The sequence below is a fragment of the Methylophilus rhizosphaerae genome (assembly GCF_900100975.1).
GTDB classification, from domain to species: Bacteria; Pseudomonadota; Gammaproteobacteria; order Burkholderiales; family Methylophilaceae; genus Methylophilus; species Methylophilus rhizosphaerae.
In genome coordinates this window covers 240,303-257,942 of sequence record NZ_FNFX01000005.1, presented here as the reverse complement: position 1 = coordinate 257,942, position 17,640 = coordinate 240,303, and the positions used below count along the sequence as shown (strand labels likewise).

Sequence of the window (17,640 nt, the reverse complement as noted above, 5' to 3'; positions counted from 1 at the left end):
CGGTACCAAGCGTGAAGAAGTTGAGCGTGGTCAGGTTCTGGCTAAATCCGGTTCCATCAAGCCACACACCAAGTTCACAGCTGAGATCTACGTGTTGGGTAAAGATGAAGGTGGTCGTCATACACCATTCTTCAACGGTTACCGTCCACAGTTCTACTTCCGTACAACTGACGTGACTGGTGCGGTTGAATTGCCAGCAGGTACCGAAATGGTGATGCCAGGTGATAACGTATCTATCACTGTGACATTGATTGCTCCGATTGCGATGGAAGATGGTCTGCGTTTCGCGATTCGTGAAGGTGGTCGTACCGTTGGTGCCGGCGTCGTCGCCAAAATCATCGAGTAATTGATTCAACAAACAAGCGGCAGGAGATCCCTGCCGCTTTTGCTCTTTAAAGGAAAAAACATGGCAGCTCAAAAAATTCGTATCCGTCTGAAAGCATTTGATTATCGTTTGATCGACCAATCTGCTTTGGAGATTGTGGATACTGCAAAACGTACTGGTGCAGTGGTAAAAGGTCCAGTGCCTTTGCCAACACGTATCGAGCGCTTTGACATCCTGCGTTCACCGCACGTGAACAAAACTTCCCGTGACCAGTTCGAAATCCGTACGCACCAGCGTTTGATGGATATCGTTGATCCAACAGACAAGACCGTTGATGCGCTGATGAAACTGGATCTGCCAGCGGGTGTGGATGTAGAAATCAAGCTGTAATTGCAAGATTTAAATTTGGAAATAATCTTTTCAAAAGAAAAGGTTATTGTCAACTCAAGAATAGTCCGGTATAATCCGCGCTTTTCGGTGGACGGTCAATTGTAATCGTCCATTTAACTATTATAAGGAACTGATCATGAGCTTAGGGCTTATTGGTCGCAAGGTGGGCATGACCCGCATTTTTACAGATGAAGGCGCAAGCATTCCTGTGACGGTGCTGGAAGTGATCCCTAACCGCGTGACACAAGTTAAGACAGTCGCAACGGATGGCTATACAGGCCTGCAAGTTGCTTACGGTGAGCGTCGCGCCAGCCGTATCAACAAAGCGTTGACTGGTCACTTTGCCAAAGCTGGCGTAACAGCTGGTGCTGGTATCAAAGAATTCAATGTGGCTGAAGATGTTCTGGCTAACTTCCAGGTCGGTGGCAATATCACTGTTGATATTTTCTCTGCTGGTCAGTTGGTGGACGTGACGGGTACTTCCATCGGTAAAGGTTTTGCCGGTGCAATTAAGCGTCATAACTTCTCCTCTAACCGTGCTTCTCACGGTAACTCCCGTTCGCATAACGTACCAGGTTCTATCGGTATGGCGCAGGATCCAGGTCGAGTATTCCCTGGCAAGCGCATGCCTGGTCATTTGGGTGACGCTAAAGTCACTACCCAAAACCTGGAAATCGTGCGTGTAGACGTAGAGCGTAACCTGTTGTTGATTAAAGGTTCCGTACCTGGCTCCAAAGGTGGCAATGTCGTTGTACGTCCAGCCATCAAAGCGAAAGGGGCTAAATAATGGAACTGAAATTAATCGATCAAAACGGCAAGGTAGCTAAAAAAGGCGTAGACGCGTCTGATGTTACTTTCGGTCGTGAGTACAATGAGTCCCTGGTGCATCAAGTGGTGGTTGCTTATATGGCAAATGCCCGTACTGCGACCCGTGCACAAAAAACACGTGCAACCGTTGCTCACACGACACATAAGCCATTCGCACAAAAAGGGACTGGTAACGCCCGTGCCGGTATGGCATCCAGCCCGATCTGGCGTGGAGGCGGTCGCGCATTCCCAAACAGCCCTAATGAAAACTACAGCCACAAGGTAAACCGTAAGGCTTACCGTGCTGGCATGCAGACTATTTTGTCTGAGTTGGTTCGTCAGGATCGTTTGAAGGTGGTTGATAGCTTTAGCATTGACACTCCCAAAACAAAACAGTTTGTACAAAAGATCAATGCTCTGGGTATCGACGGCGGTGTGTTGCTGTTGACAGATGGTTTTGATGAGAACTTGTACTTGTCTTCCCGTAACCTGCCTAACGTTTTAGTCGTTGAAGCGGAATTTGCTGATCCAGTTAGCCTGGTTCGCTTCCCTAACGTTTTGGTAACTGCTGGTGCGGTGAAAAAACTTGAGGAGATCTTGGCATGATTACCGCAGCAACTAAAACACAAGATCGTTTATTGCAAGTGATTTTGGCACCACAAATTACCGAGAAGGCGACCTTCATTGCTGATAAACATCAGCAGATCGCATTCAAAGTGCGTACTGATGCGACCAAGCCAGAAATTAAAGCGGCTGTTGAACTGGTGTTCAAGGTCGAGGTGGCTTCTGTCTCTGTGATTAACGTCGCAGGTAAAGTAAAGCGCGCTGGTCGTCGTATGGGTAAGCGTAGTGACTGGAAAAAAGCTTATGTAAGCTTGAAGCCAGGTCAAGAAATTAACTTTGCAGCTGGCGAATAAGGAGAGAAGACATGGCATTAGTTAAAGTCAAACCAACTTCCCCCGGTCGTCGTGGTGTATTGAAAGTTGTTACACCAGATTTGCACAAAGGCAAACCTTACGCGCCGCTGTTGGAAAGTCAAAGTAAAAATGCAGGCCGTAACAACAATGGCCGCATTACAACCCGCCATCAAGGTGGTGGTCATAAGCAGCATTACCGTGTGATCGACTTCCGTCGTAACAAGGATGGTATTCCTGCAACTGTTGAGCGTATCGAGTACGATCCAAACCGTACGGCAAACATTGCGTTGCTGTGCTATGCGGATGGTGAGCGCCGTTACATCATTGCGCCACGTGGCATTGCTGCCGGTGCACAATTGGTCAGCGGTTCTGAAGCGCCTATCCGTGCTGGTAACGCATTGCCTTTGCGCAATATCCCAGTCGGTAGCACGATTCACTGCATCGAGATCCAGCCAGGCAAGGGCGCGCAAATTGCACGTTCAGCCGGTACTTCCGTCCAGCTACTGGCGCGTGAAGGTGCTTACGCCCAGTTACGTTTGCGTTCCGGTGAAGTGCGTCGCGTACACGTAGACTGCAAGGCAACTTTAGGTGAAGTGGGTAACGAAGAACACTCACTGCGCTCTATCGGTAAAGCTGGTGCAATGCGCTGGCGTGGTATCCGCCCAACCGTGCGCGGTGTGGTGATGAACCCGGTAGATCACCCGCACGGTGGTGGTGAAGGCCGTACTGCTGCCGGTATGAACCCAGTATCTCCATGGGGTCAGAAAACTAAGGGTTATCGTACACGTAAGAATAAACGTACTGATAACATGCGCGTAAGTCGTCGTCCGAGAAATGTAAGGTAATCGCTATGGCACGTTCTATTAAAAAAGGTCCATTTGTGGACGCTCACTTGGCTAAAAAAGTCGAAACTGCGTCAGCGAACCGCGATAGAAAACCAATCAAAACTTGGTCTCGTCGTTCGACTGTATTGCCTGACTTTATTGGTTTAACCATCGCAGTGCACAACGGTAGACAGCATGTGCCTGTGCTGATTTCTGAAAACATGGTTGGTCACAAGCTTGGCGAATTTGCGTTGACACGCACATTCAAAGGGCACGCGGCTGATAAAAAAGCGAAGAAGTAAGGGTCTGATTATGCAAGTTACTGCAGTTTTGAAAGGCGTACACCTCTCTCCGCAAAAAGCGCGTCTGGTGGCCGATCTGGTGCGTGGCAAAAAAGTAGATCAAGCACTGAATATTCTCGAATTCACGCCTAAGCGTGGTGCCGAGATTATCAAGAAAGTGGTTTTATCTGCGATTGCTAACGCTGAACACAACAATGGTGCTGATATCGATGCATTGAAGGTCACTTCAATCTACGTTGATAAAGGCTTGGTTATGAAGCGTATCCGTGCACGTGCAAAAGGTCGCGCTGGTCGTATTACGAAGCCAACATGTCATATTCATGTGACAGTCGGTGACTCAAAGGAATAATATGGGACAGAAAATTCATCCAATTGGGTTCCGTTTGAGCGTTCAGAAAAACTGGGCGTCACGTTGGTACTCAAATAGCCAGAACTTCCCTGCGATGTTGCAAGGTGACATCAAGGTACGCGAGTTCTTGAACAAAAAACTGGCAAACGCTGCGGTGAGCCGTATCGTGATTGAACGTCCAGCCAAGAATGCAAAAATTACTATCCATAGCGCCCGTCCAGGCGTAGTGATTGGTAAAAAAGGTGAGGACATCGAGTCTCTGCGTTCTTCCTTGCAAGGCTTGATGGGTGTGCCTGTGCACCTGAATATCGAAGAAGTGCGTAAGCCAGAATTGGACGCAACTTTGATCGCGCAATCCATTGCCCAGCAACTGGAAAAGCGCGTGATGTTCCGTCGTGCCATGAAGCGTGCCATGCAAAACGCCATGCGTTTGGGTGCGCAAGGTATCAAGATCATGAGTTCCGGTCGTTTGAACGGTATCGAAATTGCACGTACCGAGTGGTACCGCGAAGGCCGTGTACCTCTCCATACACTGCGTGCTGATATCGACTACGGTGTGGCAGAGGCTTCTACCACCTACGGTATTATCGGGATTAAAGTTTGGGTATTCAAAGGCGAGATCTTCGGTGACAACGCTGCTGCAAATGCTGCTGTTGTTGACGCAGAGCCTGAGAAAAAAGTAAGAAAGCCGAGGGCTAAAGATGCTGCAACCAGCTAGACAGAAATATCGCAAGATGCAAAAGGGTCGCAATAAAGGTATTGCGACAACTGGTAACAAAGTAAGCTTTGGTGAATTTGGTTTAAAAGCCATTGGCCGTGGTCGTTTGACTGCACGCCAGATTGAAGCTGCCCGTCGTGTGATGACGCGTCACATTAAGCGTGGTGGCCGCGTTTGGATCCGTGTATTCCCTGACCAGCCGATTTCCAAAAAACCTGCTGAAGTACGGATGGGTAACGGTAAAGGTAGCGTGGATTACTACATCGCCCAGATTCAGCCAGGCAAAATGCTGTACGAAATGGATGGCGTGAGCGAAGAGTTGGCACGCGAGGCTTTCAGATTGGCTGCTGCTAAGTTGCCGGTTGAAACTACATTCATGACACGTCAAATTGGCAGTTAAGGAGTAGTGAGATGAAAGCTTCAGAATTGAGAGCAAAATCAGCAGATGAGCTCAACAATGAGTTGGTTGAGTTGCGTCGTGCGCAGTTTTCCCTGCGTATGCAATTGGCAACCCAACAATTGAACAAAGCAGACCAGCTGGGTAAAGTGCGCAAGGATATCGCTCGCGTTAACACCGTGCTGGCTGAGAAGGCGAAACAGGCATGATGACTGAAAAAGCGAAAGTAGTGCGCAGTTTGACTGGTCGCGTGGTGAGCAACAAAATGGATAAAACCGTGACTGTGCTTGTCGAGCGTAAAGTAAAACATCCCCTGATTGGTAAAGTGGTTTCCAAATCAAACAAATTCCATGCACATGATGAAAACAATGCATGTAAAGAGGGCGATCTGGTCACAATTACTGAATCACGCCCATACTCCAAGACCAAGTCCTGGATAGTAAGCAAAATCGGAGCCTGATTCAGGCTTCAAAATATAAAACTGGAAAAGCGCTTGTCATAAGCGTTTTTCTGGTTGTATAATGTTGGACTTTTCGGTGCCCGCCTTAGTTGGCATGTAGCTGGCACCCCAATACTGACCGTGGTCTATTGGCCGAAATTGTGCAAGCAAGCGGCTGGTAGTGGTTATAACGGATTAAGTTGGAGATTATTTCTCATGATTCAAATGCAATCTCGGCTTGAAGTGGCCGACAACACTGGTGCGCGTTCCGTGCAGTGTATCAAGGTCTTGGGTGGTTCCAAGCGTCGTTATGCCAGCATTGGCGACATTATCAAGGTCAGCGTGAAAGATGCTGCCCCGCGTGGTCGCGTCAAAAAGGGCGAAATCTACAACGCTGTAGTTGTGCGTACTGCCAAAGGTGTACGTCGCCCGGATGGTTCCTTAGTTAAATTCGACGCCAATGCTGCAGTCTTGTTGAACAACAAGCTTGAGCCAATTGGTACACGTATTTTTGGCCCGGTGACACGTGAGTTGCGTAGCGAGCGCTTCATGAAGATCGTTTCATTAGCGCCTGAAGTGCTGTGAGACTGGAGACGATAAATGAGCAAAATTCGCAAAGGTGACCAAGTCATTTTGAATACAGGTAAAGACGCAGGTAAAACAGGGGCTGTTTTAAGCGTTTTACCAAGCGGCCATGTAGTGGTGGAGGGCTTGAATGTGGTGAAGAAACACACTCGTCCTAACCCTATGCGTGGTGTTACTGGTGGCATTATCAGCAAGGAAATGCCGTTAGACATTTCCAATGTTGCAATTTACAACGCTGCAACAAAAAAAGCTGATCGTGTTGGTTTTAAAGTACTGGAAGATGGTCGCAAGATTCGTATTTACAAATCTAGCGGCGAGTCTATCGACGCATAGGAATACATATGGCACGTTTAAAACAGTATTACAACGATACAGTGGTTGCCAAATTGACTGAGCAATTTGGGTATAGCTCTTCAATGCAGGTGCCACGTATCGAAAAAATCACCCTGAACATGGGTGTGGGTGAAGCTGTGGCTGATAAGAAAGTCATGGAAAACGCAGTTTCCGATATGGAGAAAATTGCCGGTCAGAAACCTATCGTGACCAAGGCAAAGAAATCTGTGGCTGCGTTTAAAATCCGTGATGATTATCCTGTTGGATGTAAAGTCACCCTGCGCCGTGAGCGTATGTATGAATTCCTGGACCGTCTGATTACTGTGGCTATCCCACGTATTCGTGACTTCCGTGGTATTTCTGCAAAATCCTTTGATGGCCGTGGTAACTACAACATGGGTGTTAAAGAGCAAATTATTTTCCCGGAAATCGAGTACGACAAGATCGATGCATTGCGCGGGATGAATATCACTATTACCACGACAGCTAAAACAGATGAAGAAGCAAAAGCACTGTTGGCTGCATTTAGTTTCCCATTCAGAGGTTAAGTCATGGCAAAAGTATGTATGACAGAACGCGAACAAAAGCGTCGCGAAACCGTTAAAAAGTATGCAGCCAAGCGTGCTGAACTGGTTGAAATCATTAACAACCAGTCTGCCAGCGTTGAAGATCGTATCGCTGCTCGCGCTAAGTTGCAAAGTTTGCCACGTAATTCCAGCCCAGTGCGTACACGTAACCGTTGTGCATTGACTGGCCGTCCACGTGGTGTGTTCAGTAAATTTGGTATCGCACGTAACGAGTTGCGTAAATTGATGATGGCTGGCCAAGTGCCGGGTGTCACCAAGGCTAGTTGGTAACGGAGGAATAGAACATGAGTATGAGTGATCCGATTGCCGATATGTTGACCCGTATTCGTAACGCGCAACGTACGAATAAGCCATCTGTATCAATGCCTGCATCCAAGCTGAAAGGCGCGATTGCAAACGTATTGAAAGATGAAGGTTACATCGAAGATTACAACGTTCAAAGCAACGAAGGTAAACCTGTTTTGAGCATTAGCCTGAAATATTACGCTGGTCGTCCAGTGATTGAGAAGATCGAGCGTGTGTCCAAGCCAGGTTTGCGTATTTATAAAGGTAGTCAACATATGCCTAAAGTGATGAACGGTCTGGGTGTAACCATCGTTTCCACTTCCAGAGGCGTGATGACTGATCGTAAAGCACAAGCTGCCGGTATCGGTGGTGAAGTTTTGTGCATCGTGGCCTAAGAGGAGTTCAATATGTCACGTGTTGCTAAAAATCCGATTGCGGTTCCAGCCAAGGTTGAAGTCGTTATCTCTCCATCCGAGATCGCAGTAAGCGGTCCATTGGGTAAATTGAGCCAGGCGTTGTCTGCAGATATCTCTGTAGCGCGCGAAGGTGAGCAGCTGTTGGTGAAAGCCAACAACGATACACAGCATGCAAGAGCGATGTCAGGTACAACACGTGCCTTGGTAGCTAACATGGTGCAAGGTGTTTCAGCTGGTTTTACTCGTAAATTGACACTGATTGGTGTGGGTTACAAGGCCAACGCTCAAGGTTCTACCTTGAACCTGGAATTGGGCTATTCCCATCCGATCAACCACAAAATGCCAGAAGGCATTACTGTGCAAACACCAACACCTACAGAGGTGATTTTGACCGGCGCTAACAAGCAAGTGATTGGTCAGGTAGCTGCGCAGATTCGTGCTTACCGTGCACCTGAGCCATATAAAGGCAAGGGCGTGCGTTATGCAGACGAAGTGGTGGTCATTAAAGAGACCAAGAAAAAATAAGTAAGACACTTGTAGGCATTGCCTGAACAGTGAATCAACATTAAAGGTAAATTCAATGAAAAACGTAAATAACCGCTTGCGCAGAGCACGTAAAACCCGTGCCAAAATCGCCGAGTTAAAAGTTACACGTTTGAGTGTACATCGCACCAATACCAATATCTACGCGCAGATCATTGCTGAAACTGGCGATCGCGTATTGGCGAGTGCATCCACAGTTGAGGCTGAAGTGCGTCAACAACTCAAAAATGGTGGCAACATCGACGCTGCAACCTTGATTGGCAAACGCATTGCTGAGAAAGCTGTTAAGGCTGGTATCACTGACGTTGCTTTTGATCGTTCAGGCTACAAGTATCACGGTCGTATCAAGGCTTTGGCCGAAGCTGCCCGTGAAAATGGTCTCAAATTCTAATGGGTGAGATAAAGAATGGCTAAAGATATTGAACAACAGCAGCAAACTGACGGTTTGCGCGAAAAGATGATTACCGTTAACCGTGTAAGTAAAACGGTTAAGGGTGGTCGTATTATGAGCTTCGCTGCGCTGACAGTGGTTGGCGATGGCGATGGCGCCGTTGGCATGGGTAAAGGTAAAGCACGCGAAGTGCCTGTTGCTGTACAAAAAGCAATGGATGAAGCCCGTCGTAGCATGGTGAAGGTAAACCTGAATAACGGTACTTTGTATCATGCGGTGACTGGTGTGCATGGCGCTGCTAAAGTACTGATCCAGCCAGCCTCCGAAGGTACTGGTATCATCGCCGGTGGTGCAATGCGCGCTATTTTCGAAGTGATGGGTGTTACTAATGTGGTTGCTAAGAGTATTGGTTCTACCAACCCTTACAACCTGGTTCGCGCGACTTTGAACGGTCTGGCTGCCATGAATACGCCAGCTGAAATTGCTGCCAAACGTGGTAAGACCGTAGAAGAAATCAGAGGTTAATCATGGCTAAAGCAAAAAAAGAGAACGCTACTTTAAAAGTAACGTTGGTAAGAAGTTTGATTGGTCGTATTGAAGCGCATAAAGCGTCTGTACGTGGTCTGGGCTTGCGTCGTATGCACCATACCGTTGAAGTGCAAGATACGCCTGAAAATCGCGGCATGATCAATGCTGTGAGCTATCTTTTAAAGGTTGAAGCATAATGCAATTGAACACGATTAAGCCTGCAGAAGGCGCAAAAAAAGCACCTCGTCGTTTAGGTCGTGGCATTGGCTCCGGTTTGGGTAAAACTGGTGGTCGTGGGCACAAAGGCCAGAAATCACGTGCTGGTGGTTTCCATAAAGTAGGTTTCGAAGGCGGCCAGATGCCTTTGCAACGTCGCTTGCCTAAGCGTGGTTTTAATTCTTTGACACAAGCTGATACTGCACGTATCCGCACCAGTGAGCTGGCTTTGGCTGATGCTGAAGTGATCGATATCCTGGCATTGAAAGCAGCCAAATTGGTACCAGCTTCTGCAAAGGCAGTGAAGGTCTACCTGTCAGGTGATGTTGCTGCCAAAGTGCAAGTGCAAGGTTTGTTGTTGACCAAAGGTGCCAAAGCAGCCATCGAATCCGCTGGCGGCAAAGTGCTGGAAGTTTAATTGTTGTCATAAGAGAGTATCAGCTTGGCACAGGATAATATCTTAGGTTCCGTAGGCAAACTTGGCGAATTAAAAAGCCGTTTGTGGTTCTTGTTGGGGGCGTTGATAGTTTATCGCTTGGGCGCCCATATTCCAGTGCCAGGCATTGATCCTACTGTGTTGAAGCAGTTATTCGACACACAGAAGGATGGCATTCTGGGTATGTTTAACATGTTCTCCGGCGGTGCATTATCACGGTTTACCGTGTTTGCCCTCGGGATCATGCCTTACATCTCTGCCTCCATTATTATGCAATTGCTGACTGTGGTGTCCCCACAGTTGGAGCAATTGAAAAAAGAAGGCGAAGCAGGCCGTCGCCAGATCACCAAATACACACGCTATGGCACTGTGTTGTTGGCCACTTTCCAGGCATTGGGTATTGCAATTGCCCTGGAAGGTCAAGCTGGTCTGGTGTTGGATCCTGGTTTTGCGTTCCGTATTACTGCCGTGACAACGTTGGTTGCCGGTACGATGTTTTTGATGTGGTTGGGTGAGCAGATTACCGAACGCGGAATTGGTAACGGTATTTCCATTATCATTTTTGCCGGTATTGTGGCTGGCTTGCCACATGCGATTGGCAGTACTTTGGATTTGGCCAAAACAGGTGCATTCTCCATTCCGTTGGTGATGTTCTTGTTTGTGGCAGTAATTCTGGTAACCGCTTTGGTTGTATTTGTCGAGCGTGGTCAACGCAAGATCACGGTCAACTATGCCAAGCGTCAGGTGGGTAACCGCATTTATGGCGGGCAATCTACCCATTTACCTTTGAAGCTGAATATGGCTGGTGTGATTCCGCCGATTTTCGCTTCCAGTATTATTTTGTTCCCGGCAACCTTGGCTGGCTGGTTCGGGAGTAGTGAGCATATGTATTGGTTGAAGGACGTCAGTGCGAAACTGTCGCCTGGTCAGCCACTGTATATTTTGTTGTTTGCTGCTGCGATTCTGTTCTTTGCGTTTTTCTATACGGCGTTGGTATTCAACCCTAAAGAGACCGCAGATAACCTGAAAAAGAGTGGCGCATTTGTGCCGGGTATCCGCCCAGGTGAGCAAACCGCAAAATATATTGACCGCATTATGGGTCGTTTAACATTGATCGGCGCGCTGTATATCACGCTGGTCTGTTTGTTGCCAGAATTTCTGGTGCTTAAATTTAATACACCATTCTACTTTGGTGGTACGTCACTACTGATTATTGTCGTGGTTACGATGGATTTCATGACGCAAGTGCAATCTCATCTCATGTCCCAGCAATATGAAGGTTTGCTGAAGAAGGCAAACTTTAAAGGTAAGTAAAAGTGGTGAGGGAAGATCGCATTGAAATGCAAGGCGAGATTGTTGAGAATCTGCCTAATGCGACTTTTAAAGTAAAGCTGGAAAACGGTCACACAGTACTTGGTTACATCTCAGGAAAAATGCGGATGCACTATATCCGTATTCTGCCTGGTGACAAAGTTACTGTGGAGATGACCCCTTATGATTTAACCCGTGCGCGAATTACATTCCGCGCAAAGTAAGTGAATTAAATAAAGGAAAGTAAGATGAGAGTTCGCGCATCAGTTAAAACATTGTGCCGTAACTGTAAAGTCGTAAGACGTCGCGGTGTTGTTCGTGTTATTTGTACTGACCCACGTCATAAACAACGTCAAGGTTAATGGTAAAACATTCTTGTGAGGGATGAGGGTTGCTGATATAATATGCGGCTTTTCTTTTCTACGCACAAGTTTAATCGTGATACACGATTGATTATTGGAGTTTAAGTATGGCTCGTATTGCCGGGGTGAATATCCCAAACCACAAACATGCAGAAATTGCTTTAACCTCTATTTACGGTATCGGCCGTAACACTGCACAGAAAATCTGTGCAGCAGCTGGCGTTTTGACGACAGTGAAGGTTAAAGACCTGAGCGATGCAGAAGTAGAAAAGTTGCGTGACGAAGTGGCCAAGTTTACTGTTGAAGGCGACTTGCGTCGTGAAGTGACCATGAACATCAAGCGTTTGATGGACTTGGGTTGCTATCGCGGTATCCGTCATCGCCGTGGTTTGCCTGTGCGCGGACAGCGCACCAAGACCAATGCGCGTACGCGTAAGGGTCCTGTTAAAGCCATCAAGCAAGCTAAATAATCTTTTTGAACATTAGTAGATATTAAGGACAGTACAACATGGCAAAAGCTAATGTACGCGTTAGAAAAAAAGTGAAAAAGAACATTGCCGAGGGCATTGCTCACGTGCACGCTTCTTTTAACAACACGATTATTACGATTACCGATCGTCAGGGCAATGCGTTGTCATGGGCTACTTCCGGCGGCCAGGGCTTTAAAGGTTCACGTAAGAGTACGCCGTTCGCTGCGCAGGTGGCTTCTGAAGTGGCTGGTAAAGCTGCTCAGGAATCCGGTGTGAAGAACCTGGAAGTGCGTATCAAGGGCCCAGGCCCAGGCCGTGAATCCGCCGTGCGTGCATTGAATGCTGCCGGTTTCAAGATCACCAGCATTACTGACGTAACGCCAGTACCACACAACGGCTGCCGTCCACCGAAAAAACGCAGAATTTAATTCTTTTCGGTTTGCATCAGGCAAGCCGATTACTGGAGAACAATCTTGGCTAGAAATTTAGATCCTAAATGCCGTCAGTGCCGTCGGGAAGGTGAAAAGCTGTTTCTGAAAGCTGAAAAATGCTTTACAGACAAATGCGCTATCGAAAAGCGCAACTTTGCACCAGGCCAGCACGGTCAGCGCCGTAATGCCCGCCTGTCAGACTACGGTGTGCAATTGCGTGAAAAGCAAAAAGTGCGTCGTATCTATGGTGTACTGGAAGGTCAGTTCCGTACTTACTATGCTGAAGCTGATCGTCAAAAGGGTATTACCGGTGAAAGCTTGTTGCAGTTACTGGAATCCCGTCTGGACAACGTGGCATACCGTATGGGTTTGGCAGGTTCTCGTTCGGAAGCGCGCCAGGTAGTACGTCATAATGCTATTTTGGTGAATGGCAAACGTGTGAACATTCCGTCTTATCAAGTAAAAGCGGGTGATGTGATCAGTGTGGCTGACAAGGCTAAATCACAGTTGCGTATTAAAGCGGCTGTTGAAGCGGCTGATCAGCGCGGCTTTCCTGAGTGGTTGGAAGTCGACATCAAGGCATTGAGTGGTAAGTTCAAGGTAAAACCTCAGCGTGATGAGTTGCCTGCCACTATCAATGAATCATTGATTGTTGAGTTGTATTCTAAGTAAGCACTTAGTTTAGGCTAAGGTTTATTTGTTTATACCCAATTACTTCAAGGAATTATATGCAAAATAGCCCTACAGAATATTTGAAGCCACGTGTGGTTGATGTTGAGGTGATTACACCTTTGCGTGCACGTGTGACTTTAGAGCCAATGGAGCGCGGTTTTGGTTACACTTTAGGTAACGCTTTAAGAAGAGTGTTGCTGTCTTCCATTCCGGGTTATGCCATTACTGAAGTAAAAATTGATGGTGTGGTACATGAATACTCCACTATCGAAGGTGTACAGGAAGATGTTGTCGACATCTTGCTGAACCTGAAAGGTGTAGCGTTGAAGCTGCACAATAAAACCGAGACGATTCTGGTATTGAACAAGTCTGGTGAAGGTGTTGTCACTGCGGGTGATTTCGAAGTTGGCCATGATGCTGAAATCGTTAATCCAAATCATGTGATTGCACATATCACCAAGGGCGGTAAGCTGAATCTGGAAATCAAAGTGGAAATGGGTCGTGGTTACCAGCCTGTTCCTGCACGCCAGAAGGCCAACGATGAGGATCGCGTATTGGGCTTTATGATGGTGGATGCTTCTTTCAGCCCGATCAACAAAGTGAGCTATCATGTTGAGAGCGCACGTGTTGAGCAGCGTACTGACTTGGACAAACTGATTATGGACGTTGAAACCAACGGCATTATCGAGCCAGAGCAGGCTATCCGTGATGCGGCCCGTATCTTGATTGGCCAGTTATCCGTATTTGCGAATCTGGAAGGTGCTTCCGCAGACGTAGAAGTGAAAGCAGCTCCACAGGTAGATCCTATCCTGTTACGCCCAGTAGATGATCTGGAATTGACAGTACGTTCTGCCAACTGCCTCAAAGCAGAAAACATTTTCTACATCGGTGATTTGATTCAGCGTACTGAAAACGAATTGCTGAAAGCCCCTAACCTGGGTAGAAAATCACTGAATGAAATTAAAGATGTGTTGGCCTCCAAAGGGTTGACACTGGGAATGAAGCTGGAAAACTGGCCACCTGTTGGCTTGGAAAAAGCTTAATTTCTAATAAGATAAATACTTAAGGAATTACTATGCGTCACGGTAATAGCAATCGTAAATTGAACAGAACCAGCAGCCACCGCGCTGCCATGTTCCGCAACATGGTGGCCTCTTTGCTGCGTCACGAAGTGATCAAAACCACTTTGCCCAAGGCAAAAGAACTGCGTAAATATGCAGAACCTCTGATCACTCTGGGTAAAACGCCGACTCTGGCAAACCGCCGTCTGGCATTTAGCCGTCTGCGTGACCGTGATATCGTGGGCAAACTGTTCGGTGAACTGGGTCCACGTTACAATGCGCGCAACGGTGGTTACCTGCGTATTCTGAAATGCGGTTTCCGTAATGGCGATAATGCCCCTATGGCATTCGTTGAACTGGTTGATCGTCCGGAAGTAGCAGATACGCCAGCAGCAGAGTAATTCCTGAGACTGTCGCTACAAAAAAGCCAGCATTGCTGGCTTTTTTGCTTTTCAATATTGTGATTTCAATAGCTTAACCACTCAACCACCTGTGTTGCGCTGAATGGCCAATATAAATAAGCATCCGGCACACTCTGTGCTGCGGACCGCCGCAATACCGGAATGCTTGTGCCAAACCTCTCCAGCAAGACATTGTCATCAATAATATCAACGGTTTGATATGGGAGTGCCAGCGACTGCAGAACATGCGCCGCCTTCTCGCACAAGTGGCAACCCAAGGTGCCGTATAAAATCAATGGCTGTCGCATAAATTACTAGGTAGTGTCATCAACGCTTTGTACAATATTACCTGCAAACAATAATTCCTGCTCAACATTGGAAAATGCATGACTGAAATTCGTGAACATGATGAGAGAGTAACTGAAAGCAAGGAGAGCCTGGGCGAAACACTGCAACAGGTCATTCAGTTACTGGATAAGCACAAGCTGGTGGAGCATGTCGTGCACAGGCAGGATATGCCGAACCATGAGCTAGTCGAGTCCCTGGTTCACAAGCAAAACCTGAGCGCCCTGCAACATAAGCTGGATCAGTTACACCCGGCTGACGTTGCCTATATTCTTGAGTCATTGCGTCTGGATGACCGGCTGATGGTATGGGACCTGGTCAAGGCCGAGCGGGATGGTGAAATCCTGCTGGAAGTTTCGGATGCGGTACGCCAGACGTTGATTGCAGACATGGACAGCGAGGAACTGCTCGCTGCGGCCGAACAGCTGAATACCGATGAACTGGCGGATCTGGCCCCTGACCTGCCAAAAGACGTGTTGCAGGACCTGATGTACAGCCTGGATACGCAGCATCGCGAGCGTTTGCAATCTGCGTTGTCTTACCCCGAAGATACCGTGGGTGCGATTATGGACTTTGATATCGTGACCATCCGTGACGATATCACGCTGGAAGTGGTACTGCGCTATTTGCGTCGCCTGCCCAAATTTCCCGATCATACCGATAAATTGTTCGTCATTAATCGTGACGATATCCTGCAAGGCGTATTGCCACTCAAGCGTATTATCCTGAACGATCCTGAAACCCGTGTTGGCGACATCATGTCAACGGATGCCGTGGTATTCCACCCGGAAGATATGTCTGATCAGGCTGCGATGGCGTTTGAGCGTTATGACCTGGTGACGGCGCCGGTTGTTGATAATAACCGCAAGCTGGTCGGACGTATCACGGTGGATACGGTCATGGATATTATCCGTGAAGAAGCCGAAGCGGATATGCTGTCTCTGGCTGGTTTGCGCGAAGAGGAAGATTTTTTCGCTTCCATCTGGAAGTCGGTACAGAACCGGTGGGCATGGCTGGCTATTAACCTGGTAACGGCTTTGGTCGCTTCACGTGTAATCGGGTTGTTTGAAGGCAGTATCGAGAAGATTGTTGCATTGGCTGCCCTGATGCCTATTGTGGCCGGGATAGGTGGTAATTCGGGTAACCAGACCACCACCATGATTGTGCGTGGTCTGGCATTGGGGCAGATTTCGGGTTACCACATGAAGGCGTTGCTGAAAAAGGAAATGGGTGTGGCGCTACTCAACGGACTGGTATGGGGCAGTGTGTTAGGCATGATTGCGTATCTGTTATATAAGAATGCGGCACTTGGCGTGGTCATGATGTCTGCCATGACACTGAATTTATTGCTGGCCGCGATCATTGGCGTGGTGATTCCTTTAGTCATGAACAAGTTGGACCGGGATCCGGCAGTGGGTTCCAGTGTCCTGATTACCGCCATTACCGATAGTGGTGGCTTTCTTATCTTTCTCGGTTTGGCAACCCTCTTTTTGTTATAGATAAATAATGGATCACGATATCAATATTCTCTGGAAGGAAATTGCCCAGGATTTCAATACGACTGCCGCCCTCTGGCAGTTGCTGGTCATTGGCGCAATTCTGGCTATCAGTGGTTTGCTTAACTTGCATCTGCGCAGGCAGATTCTTGCCGGCAAGGTCAACACCGTTTATAAAATGTTGCTGGGAGGCGTGGAGCGGTTGTTTTTTCCGTTTTCCGCTTTCCTGATGTTAGTGATCGCACGTTATTCCCTGGAAAACTGGATGCACGTAGGGCTGTTGCGCCTGGGAGCACGCATGCTGCTGGCCATGGTCATTATTCGCAGTATTGCCTATGTCCTGCGTTATGTATTTTCGCCTAGCGCCTGGCTACACTCATTTGAGCGAGTGATTGCCTGGACCGTGTGGGTGGTGGTGGCATTGCATATCAGCGGCTTCCTGAATCCGGTGCTGCAAGTGCTTGAAGACGTGCAATTCACCGTCGGTAAGCAAAAGCTCAATTTGTTATTGTTGTTACAGGGCGGCCTGACCATTGTGGTCACCATGCTGATCGCGTTGTGGTTGAGTCGCATGATAGAGCTGCGCTTGATGGCTTCCAGCAATATCAATAGTAACTGGCGCGTCATCATGGTGAAGATGGTGCGTATGGTGGCGATTGTCATTGCCTTGCTGATGTCGATGGCGGTGGTCGGTATTGATGTCACCATGCTGTCGGTATTTGGTGGTGCCCTGGGTGTGGGCCTGGGGTTCGGCTTGCAGAAGATTGCCAGCAACTATGTCAGCGGTTTTATTATCCTGATGGATAAATCCCTGCATATGGGAGATATCGTCACCATCAGCAGCCATTATGGCATTGTGAAAGAGTTGCGCTCACGCTATATGGTATTGCGCAAGCTTGATGGAACCGAAGTCATCATCCCCAATGAGACCATGATTACCGATGTGGTGATTAACCACACTTCGGCGGCGCACAAGGCCAAGATTCCTATTCCTATCCAGATATCTTATGACAGTGACCTGGATGTGGCCATGCGGTTGTTAAAGGAGATTGGGGCTGCGCATCAGCGTACGATCAAAGATGGTTCGGCTGTCGATGTGATTATTAAATCATTCGGCGAGAGTGGTATTGATCTGCAACTCTCTGTTTGGGTAGCAGATCCGGAAGAAGGGTCTTCCAAGTTGCAAAGCGAGATTTACTATGCCATCTGGCAGCGCTTTAAAGCCAATAATATCGAGATTCCATACCCAACCCGCGATGTGCGTATCGTTGCCGCGTCAGGCGCTACGCCAGCAGTATAAGCT

General features: G+C 47.9%; 33 protein-coding genes. 32 read left to right on the top strand and 1 reads right to left on the bottom strand.

Annotation, left to right across the window (positions count from 1 at the left end):
* The 30 genes from BLP53_RS13120 to rplQ form a co-directional block, all read left to right on the top strand.
* The coding region (locus BLP53_RS13120) for an elongation factor Tu (RefSeq protein WP_483819048.1) at positions 1–346 on the top strand (346 nt) is incomplete at its 5' end.
* Between the two features lie 60 nt (positions 347–406).
* A complete protein-coding gene (gene rpsJ / locus BLP53_RS13115) occupies positions 407–715 on the top strand; it encodes a 30S ribosomal protein S10 (RefSeq protein ID WP_018986280.1) in 309 nt (102 codons plus the stop codon).
* A 136-nt stretch (positions 716–851) separates the two neighbouring features.
* A complete protein-coding gene (gene rplC, locus BLP53_RS13110; RefSeq protein WP_091472941.1) occupies positions 852–1,502 on the top strand; it encodes a 50S ribosomal protein L3 in 651 nt (216 codons plus the stop codon).
* A complete protein-coding gene (gene rplD, locus BLP53_RS13105) occupies positions 1,502–2,128 on the top strand; it encodes a 50S ribosomal protein L4 (RefSeq protein WP_091472938.1) in 627 nt (208 codons plus the stop codon). Before rplC ends, rplD begins: the two co-directional genes overlap by 1 nt.
* A complete protein-coding gene (rplW, locus tag BLP53_RS13100) occupies positions 2,125–2,439 on the top strand; it encodes a 50S ribosomal protein L23 (RefSeq protein ID WP_018986277.1) in 315 nt (104 codons plus the stop codon). The genes rplD and rplW overlap by 4 nt, the downstream gene beginning before the upstream one ends.
* Positions 2,440–2,450: 11 nt before the next feature.
* A complete protein-coding gene (gene rplB / locus BLP53_RS13095; RefSeq protein WP_055827140.1) occupies positions 2,451–3,284 on the top strand; it encodes a 50S ribosomal protein L2 in 834 nt (277 codons plus the stop codon).
* Between the two features lie 5 nt (positions 3,285–3,289).
* Complete coding sequence (rpsS, locus tag BLP53_RS13090) at positions 3,290–3,565, top strand: 30S ribosomal protein S19 (RefSeq protein ID WP_091472934.1); 276 nt, start codon at positions 3,290–3,292, stop codon at positions 3,563–3,565.
* Between the two features lie 10 nt (positions 3,566–3,575).
* Positions 3,576–3,914, top strand: a complete 339-nt coding sequence (rplV, locus tag BLP53_RS13085; RefSeq protein ID WP_091472932.1) for a 50S ribosomal protein L22 — start codon at positions 3,576–3,578, stop codon at positions 3,912–3,914.
* A gap of 1 nt (position 3,915) precedes the next feature.
* Positions 3,916–4,632, top strand: a complete 717-nt coding sequence (gene rpsC / locus BLP53_RS13080; RefSeq protein WP_091472927.1) for a 30S ribosomal protein S3 — start codon at positions 3,916–3,918, stop codon at positions 4,630–4,632.
* Positions 4,616–5,032 carry a 50S ribosomal protein L16 gene (rplP, locus tag BLP53_RS13075; RefSeq protein WP_018986272.1) on the top strand — a complete coding sequence of 139 codons (417 nt, stop codon included), beginning with the start codon at positions 4,616–4,618 and terminating at the stop codon, positions 5,030–5,032. Before rpsC ends, rplP begins: the two co-directional genes overlap by 17 nt.
* 11 nt (positions 5,033–5,043) lie before the next feature.
* The gene (gene rpmC, locus BLP53_RS13070; protein WP_091472922.1) at positions 5,044–5,238 is read left to right on the top strand and encodes a 50S ribosomal protein L29; all 195 of its coding nucleotides are present in this window, start codon (positions 5,044–5,046) and stop codon (positions 5,236–5,238) included.
* Positions 5,235–5,489 (top strand): 30S ribosomal protein S17, encoded by a 255-nt coding sequence (gene rpsQ / locus BLP53_RS13065; RefSeq protein WP_091472919.1) that lies wholly within the window; start codon positions 5,235–5,237, stop codon positions 5,487–5,489. The genes rpmC and rpsQ overlap by 4 nt, the downstream gene beginning before the upstream one ends.
* Before the next feature lie 195 nt (positions 5,490–5,684).
* Complete coding sequence (gene rplN / locus BLP53_RS13060; protein WP_018986269.1) at positions 5,685–6,053, top strand: 50S ribosomal protein L14; 369 nt, start codon at positions 5,685–5,687, stop codon at positions 6,051–6,053.
* Positions 6,054–6,068: 15 nt separating this feature from the next.
* The gene (rplX, locus tag BLP53_RS13055) at positions 6,069–6,386 is read left to right on the top strand and encodes a 50S ribosomal protein L24 (protein WP_091472914.1); all 318 of its coding nucleotides are present in this window, start codon (positions 6,069–6,071) and stop codon (positions 6,384–6,386) included.
* 8 nt (positions 6,387–6,394) lie between these two features.
* Complete coding sequence (rplE, locus tag BLP53_RS13050; RefSeq protein WP_091472911.1) at positions 6,395–6,934, top strand: 50S ribosomal protein L5; 540 nt, start codon at positions 6,395–6,397, stop codon at positions 6,932–6,934.
* A 3-nt stretch (positions 6,935–6,937) separates the two neighbouring features.
* Positions 6,938–7,243: a 30S ribosomal protein S14 gene (rpsN, locus tag BLP53_RS13045; RefSeq protein WP_176755300.1), complete on the top strand. Its 306-nt coding sequence runs from the start codon at positions 6,938–6,940 to the stop codon at positions 7,241–7,243.
* Between the two features lie 14 nt (positions 7,244–7,257).
* A complete protein-coding gene (gene rpsH / locus BLP53_RS13040; protein WP_091472903.1) occupies positions 7,258–7,653 on the top strand; it encodes a 30S ribosomal protein S8 in 396 nt (131 codons plus the stop codon).
* 12 nt (positions 7,654–7,665) lie between these two features.
* Positions 7,666–8,199 (top strand): 50S ribosomal protein L6, encoded by a 534-nt coding sequence (rplF, locus tag BLP53_RS13035; RefSeq protein WP_091472900.1) that lies wholly within the window; start codon positions 7,666–7,668, stop codon positions 8,197–8,199.
* 55 nt (positions 8,200–8,254) lie between these two features.
* Positions 8,255–8,608: a 50S ribosomal protein L18 gene (gene rplR / locus BLP53_RS13030; protein ID WP_091472896.1), complete on the top strand. Its 354-nt coding sequence runs from the start codon at positions 8,255–8,257 to the stop codon at positions 8,606–8,608.
* Positions 8,609–8,623: 15 nt separating this feature from the next.
* On the top strand, positions 8,624–9,133 hold the full coding sequence (gene rpsE / locus BLP53_RS13025; protein ID WP_091472892.1) for a 30S ribosomal protein S5: 510 nt from the start codon (positions 8,624–8,626) through the stop codon (positions 9,131–9,133).
* A 2-nt stretch (positions 9,134–9,135) separates the two neighbouring features.
* On the top strand, positions 9,136–9,333 hold the full coding sequence (gene rpmD, locus BLP53_RS13020; RefSeq protein WP_091472888.1) for a 50S ribosomal protein L30: 198 nt from the start codon (positions 9,136–9,138) through the stop codon (positions 9,331–9,333).
* Positions 9,333–9,770: a 50S ribosomal protein L15 gene (gene rplO / locus BLP53_RS13015; RefSeq protein WP_091472885.1), complete on the top strand. Its 438-nt coding sequence runs from the start codon at positions 9,333–9,335 to the stop codon at positions 9,768–9,770. The genes rpmD and rplO overlap by 1 nt, the downstream gene beginning before the upstream one ends.
* Before the next feature lie 24 nt (positions 9,771–9,794).
* On the top strand, positions 9,795–11,102 hold the full coding sequence (gene secY / locus BLP53_RS13010) for a preprotein translocase subunit SecY (RefSeq protein ID WP_091472881.1): 1,308 nt from the start codon (positions 9,795–9,797) through the stop codon (positions 11,100–11,102).
* A gap of 2 nt (positions 11,103–11,104) precedes the next feature.
* Entirely contained in the window at positions 11,105–11,323 is a 219-nt protein-coding gene (gene infA, locus BLP53_RS13005) for a translation initiation factor IF-1 (protein WP_091472878.1), read from the top strand.
* A 24-nt stretch (positions 11,324–11,347) separates the two neighbouring features.
* On the top strand, positions 11,348–11,461 hold the full coding sequence (gene rpmJ, locus BLP53_RS13000; RefSeq protein ID WP_011478669.1) for a 50S ribosomal protein L36: 114 nt from the start codon (positions 11,348–11,350) through the stop codon (positions 11,459–11,461).
* Positions 11,462–11,568: 107 nt separating this feature from the next.
* Positions 11,569–11,931 (top strand): 30S ribosomal protein S13, encoded by a 363-nt coding sequence (gene rpsM, locus BLP53_RS12995; protein ID WP_091472875.1) that lies wholly within the window; start codon positions 11,569–11,571, stop codon positions 11,929–11,931.
* 38 nt (positions 11,932–11,969) lie between these two features.
* Positions 11,970–12,359: a 30S ribosomal protein S11 gene (gene rpsK / locus BLP53_RS12990; RefSeq protein WP_018986256.1), complete on the top strand. Its 390-nt coding sequence runs from the start codon at positions 11,970–11,972 to the stop codon at positions 12,357–12,359.
* A gap of 45 nt (positions 12,360–12,404) precedes the next feature.
* The gene (gene rpsD / locus BLP53_RS12985) at positions 12,405–13,034 is read left to right on the top strand and encodes a 30S ribosomal protein S4 (protein WP_091472872.1); all 630 of its coding nucleotides are present in this window, start codon (positions 12,405–12,407) and stop codon (positions 13,032–13,034) included.
* Between the two features lie 56 nt (positions 13,035–13,090).
* Positions 13,091–14,077 carry a DNA-directed RNA polymerase subunit alpha gene (locus BLP53_RS12980; protein ID WP_091472870.1) on the top strand — a complete coding sequence of 329 codons (987 nt, stop codon included), beginning with the start codon at positions 13,091–13,093 and terminating at the stop codon, positions 14,075–14,077.
* A 32-nt stretch (positions 14,078–14,109) separates the two neighbouring features.
* Positions 14,110–14,496: a 50S ribosomal protein L17 gene (rplQ, locus tag BLP53_RS12975; RefSeq protein WP_091472867.1), complete on the top strand. Its 387-nt coding sequence runs from the start codon at positions 14,110–14,112 to the stop codon at positions 14,494–14,496.
* Positions 14,497–14,561: 65 nt separating this feature from the next.
* On the opposite strand, the gene BLP53_RS12970 is transcribed toward rplQ, so the two are convergent.
* Entirely contained in the window at positions 14,562–14,804 is a 243-nt protein-coding gene (locus tag BLP53_RS12970) for a glutaredoxin family protein (protein ID WP_091472864.1), read from the bottom strand.
* A gap of 78 nt (positions 14,805–14,882) precedes the next feature.
* Between BLP53_RS12970 and mgtE the strand changes: the two genes are divergently transcribed.
* The gene (mgtE, locus tag BLP53_RS12965) at positions 14,883–16,340 is read left to right on the top strand and encodes a magnesium transporter (RefSeq protein ID WP_091472861.1); all 1,458 of its coding nucleotides are present in this window, start codon (positions 14,883–14,885) and stop codon (positions 16,338–16,340) included.
* 7 nt (positions 16,341–16,347) lie between these two features.
* Positions 16,348–17,637: a mechanosensitive ion channel family protein gene (locus tag BLP53_RS12960; protein ID WP_245652858.1), complete on the top strand. Its 1,290-nt coding sequence runs from the start codon at positions 16,348–16,350 to the stop codon at positions 17,635–17,637.
* Positions 17,638–17,640: the final 3 nt, after the last annotated feature.

Coding starts and splice junctions, on each gene's coding strand:
- rplW (WP_018986277.1), top strand. CDS start 2,125: ATGATTACCGCAGCAACTAAAACACAAGATCGTTTATTGCAAGTGATT.
- rpmC (WP_091472922.1), top strand. CDS start 5,044: ATGAAAGCTTCAGAATTGAGAGCAAAATCAGCAGATGAGCTCAACAAT.
- rplN (WP_018986269.1), top strand. CDS start 5,685: ATGATTCAAATGCAATCTCGGCTTGAAGTGGCCGACAACACTGGTGCG.
- rpsC (WP_091472927.1), top strand. CDS start 3,916: ATGGGACAGAAAATTCATCCAATTGGGTTCCGTTTGAGCGTTCAGAAA.
- BLP53_RS12980 (WP_091472870.1), top strand. CDS start 13,091: ATGCAAAATAGCCCTACAGAATATTTGAAGCCACGTGTGGTTGATGTT.
- BLP53_RS12960 (WP_245652858.1), top strand. CDS start 16,348: ATGGATCACGATATCAATATTCTCTGGAAGGAAATTGCCCAGGATTTC.
- mgtE (WP_091472861.1), top strand. CDS start 14,883: ATGACTGAAATTCGTGAACATGATGAGAGAGTAACTGAAAGCAAGGAG.
- rpsE (WP_091472892.1), top strand. CDS start 8,624: ATGGCTAAAGATATTGAACAACAGCAGCAAACTGACGGTTTGCGCGAA.
- rpsS (WP_091472934.1), top strand. CDS start 3,290: ATGGCACGTTCTATTAAAAAAGGTCCATTTGTGGACGCTCACTTGGCT.
- rplC (WP_091472941.1), top strand. CDS start 852: ATGAGCTTAGGGCTTATTGGTCGCAAGGTGGGCATGACCCGCATTTTT.
- rplB (WP_055827140.1), top strand. CDS start 2,451: ATGGCATTAGTTAAAGTCAAACCAACTTCCCCCGGTCGTCGTGGTGTA.
- rpsJ (WP_018986280.1), top strand. CDS start 407: ATGGCAGCTCAAAAAATTCGTATCCGTCTGAAAGCATTTGATTATCGT.
- rpsN (WP_176755300.1), top strand. CDS start 6,938: ATGGCAAAAGTATGTATGACAGAACGCGAACAAAAGCGTCGCGAAACC.
- rplD (WP_091472938.1), top strand. CDS start 1,502: ATGGAACTGAAATTAATCGATCAAAACGGCAAGGTAGCTAAAAAAGGC.
- rplF (WP_091472900.1), top strand. CDS start 7,666: ATGTCACGTGTTGCTAAAAATCCGATTGCGGTTCCAGCCAAGGTTGAA.
- rpsH (WP_091472903.1), top strand. CDS start 7,258: ATGAGTATGAGTGATCCGATTGCCGATATGTTGACCCGTATTCGTAAC.
- rplE (WP_091472911.1), top strand. CDS start 6,395: ATGGCACGTTTAAAACAGTATTACAACGATACAGTGGTTGCCAAATTG.
- BLP53_RS12970 (WP_091472864.1), bottom strand. CDS start 14,804: ATGCGACAGCCATTGATTTTATACGGCACCTTGGGTTGCCACTTGTGC.
- rplV (WP_091472932.1), top strand. CDS start 3,576: ATGCAAGTTACTGCAGTTTTGAAAGGCGTACACCTCTCTCCGCAAAAA.
- rpsK (WP_018986256.1), top strand. CDS start 11,970: ATGGCAAAAGCTAATGTACGCGTTAGAAAAAAAGTGAAAAAGAACATT.
- rpsM (WP_091472875.1), top strand. CDS start 11,569: ATGGCTCGTATTGCCGGGGTGAATATCCCAAACCACAAACATGCAGAA.
- rplQ (WP_091472867.1), top strand. CDS start 14,110: ATGCGTCACGGTAATAGCAATCGTAAATTGAACAGAACCAGCAGCCAC.
- rpmD (WP_091472888.1), top strand. CDS start 9,136: ATGGCTAAAGCAAAAAAAGAGAACGCTACTTTAAAAGTAACGTTGGTA.
- rpsQ (WP_091472919.1), top strand. CDS start 5,235: ATGATGACTGAAAAAGCGAAAGTAGTGCGCAGTTTGACTGGTCGCGTG.
- rplP (WP_018986272.1), top strand. CDS start 4,616: ATGCTGCAACCAGCTAGACAGAAATATCGCAAGATGCAAAAGGGTCGC.
- rplX (WP_091472914.1), top strand. CDS start 6,069: ATGAGCAAAATTCGCAAAGGTGACCAAGTCATTTTGAATACAGGTAAA.
- rpmJ (WP_011478669.1), top strand. CDS start 11,348: ATGAGAGTTCGCGCATCAGTTAAAACATTGTGCCGTAACTGTAAAGTC.
- rplO (WP_091472885.1), top strand. CDS start 9,333: ATGCAATTGAACACGATTAAGCCTGCAGAAGGCGCAAAAAAAGCACCT.
- rplR (WP_091472896.1), top strand. CDS start 8,255: ATGAAAAACGTAAATAACCGCTTGCGCAGAGCACGTAAAACCCGTGCC.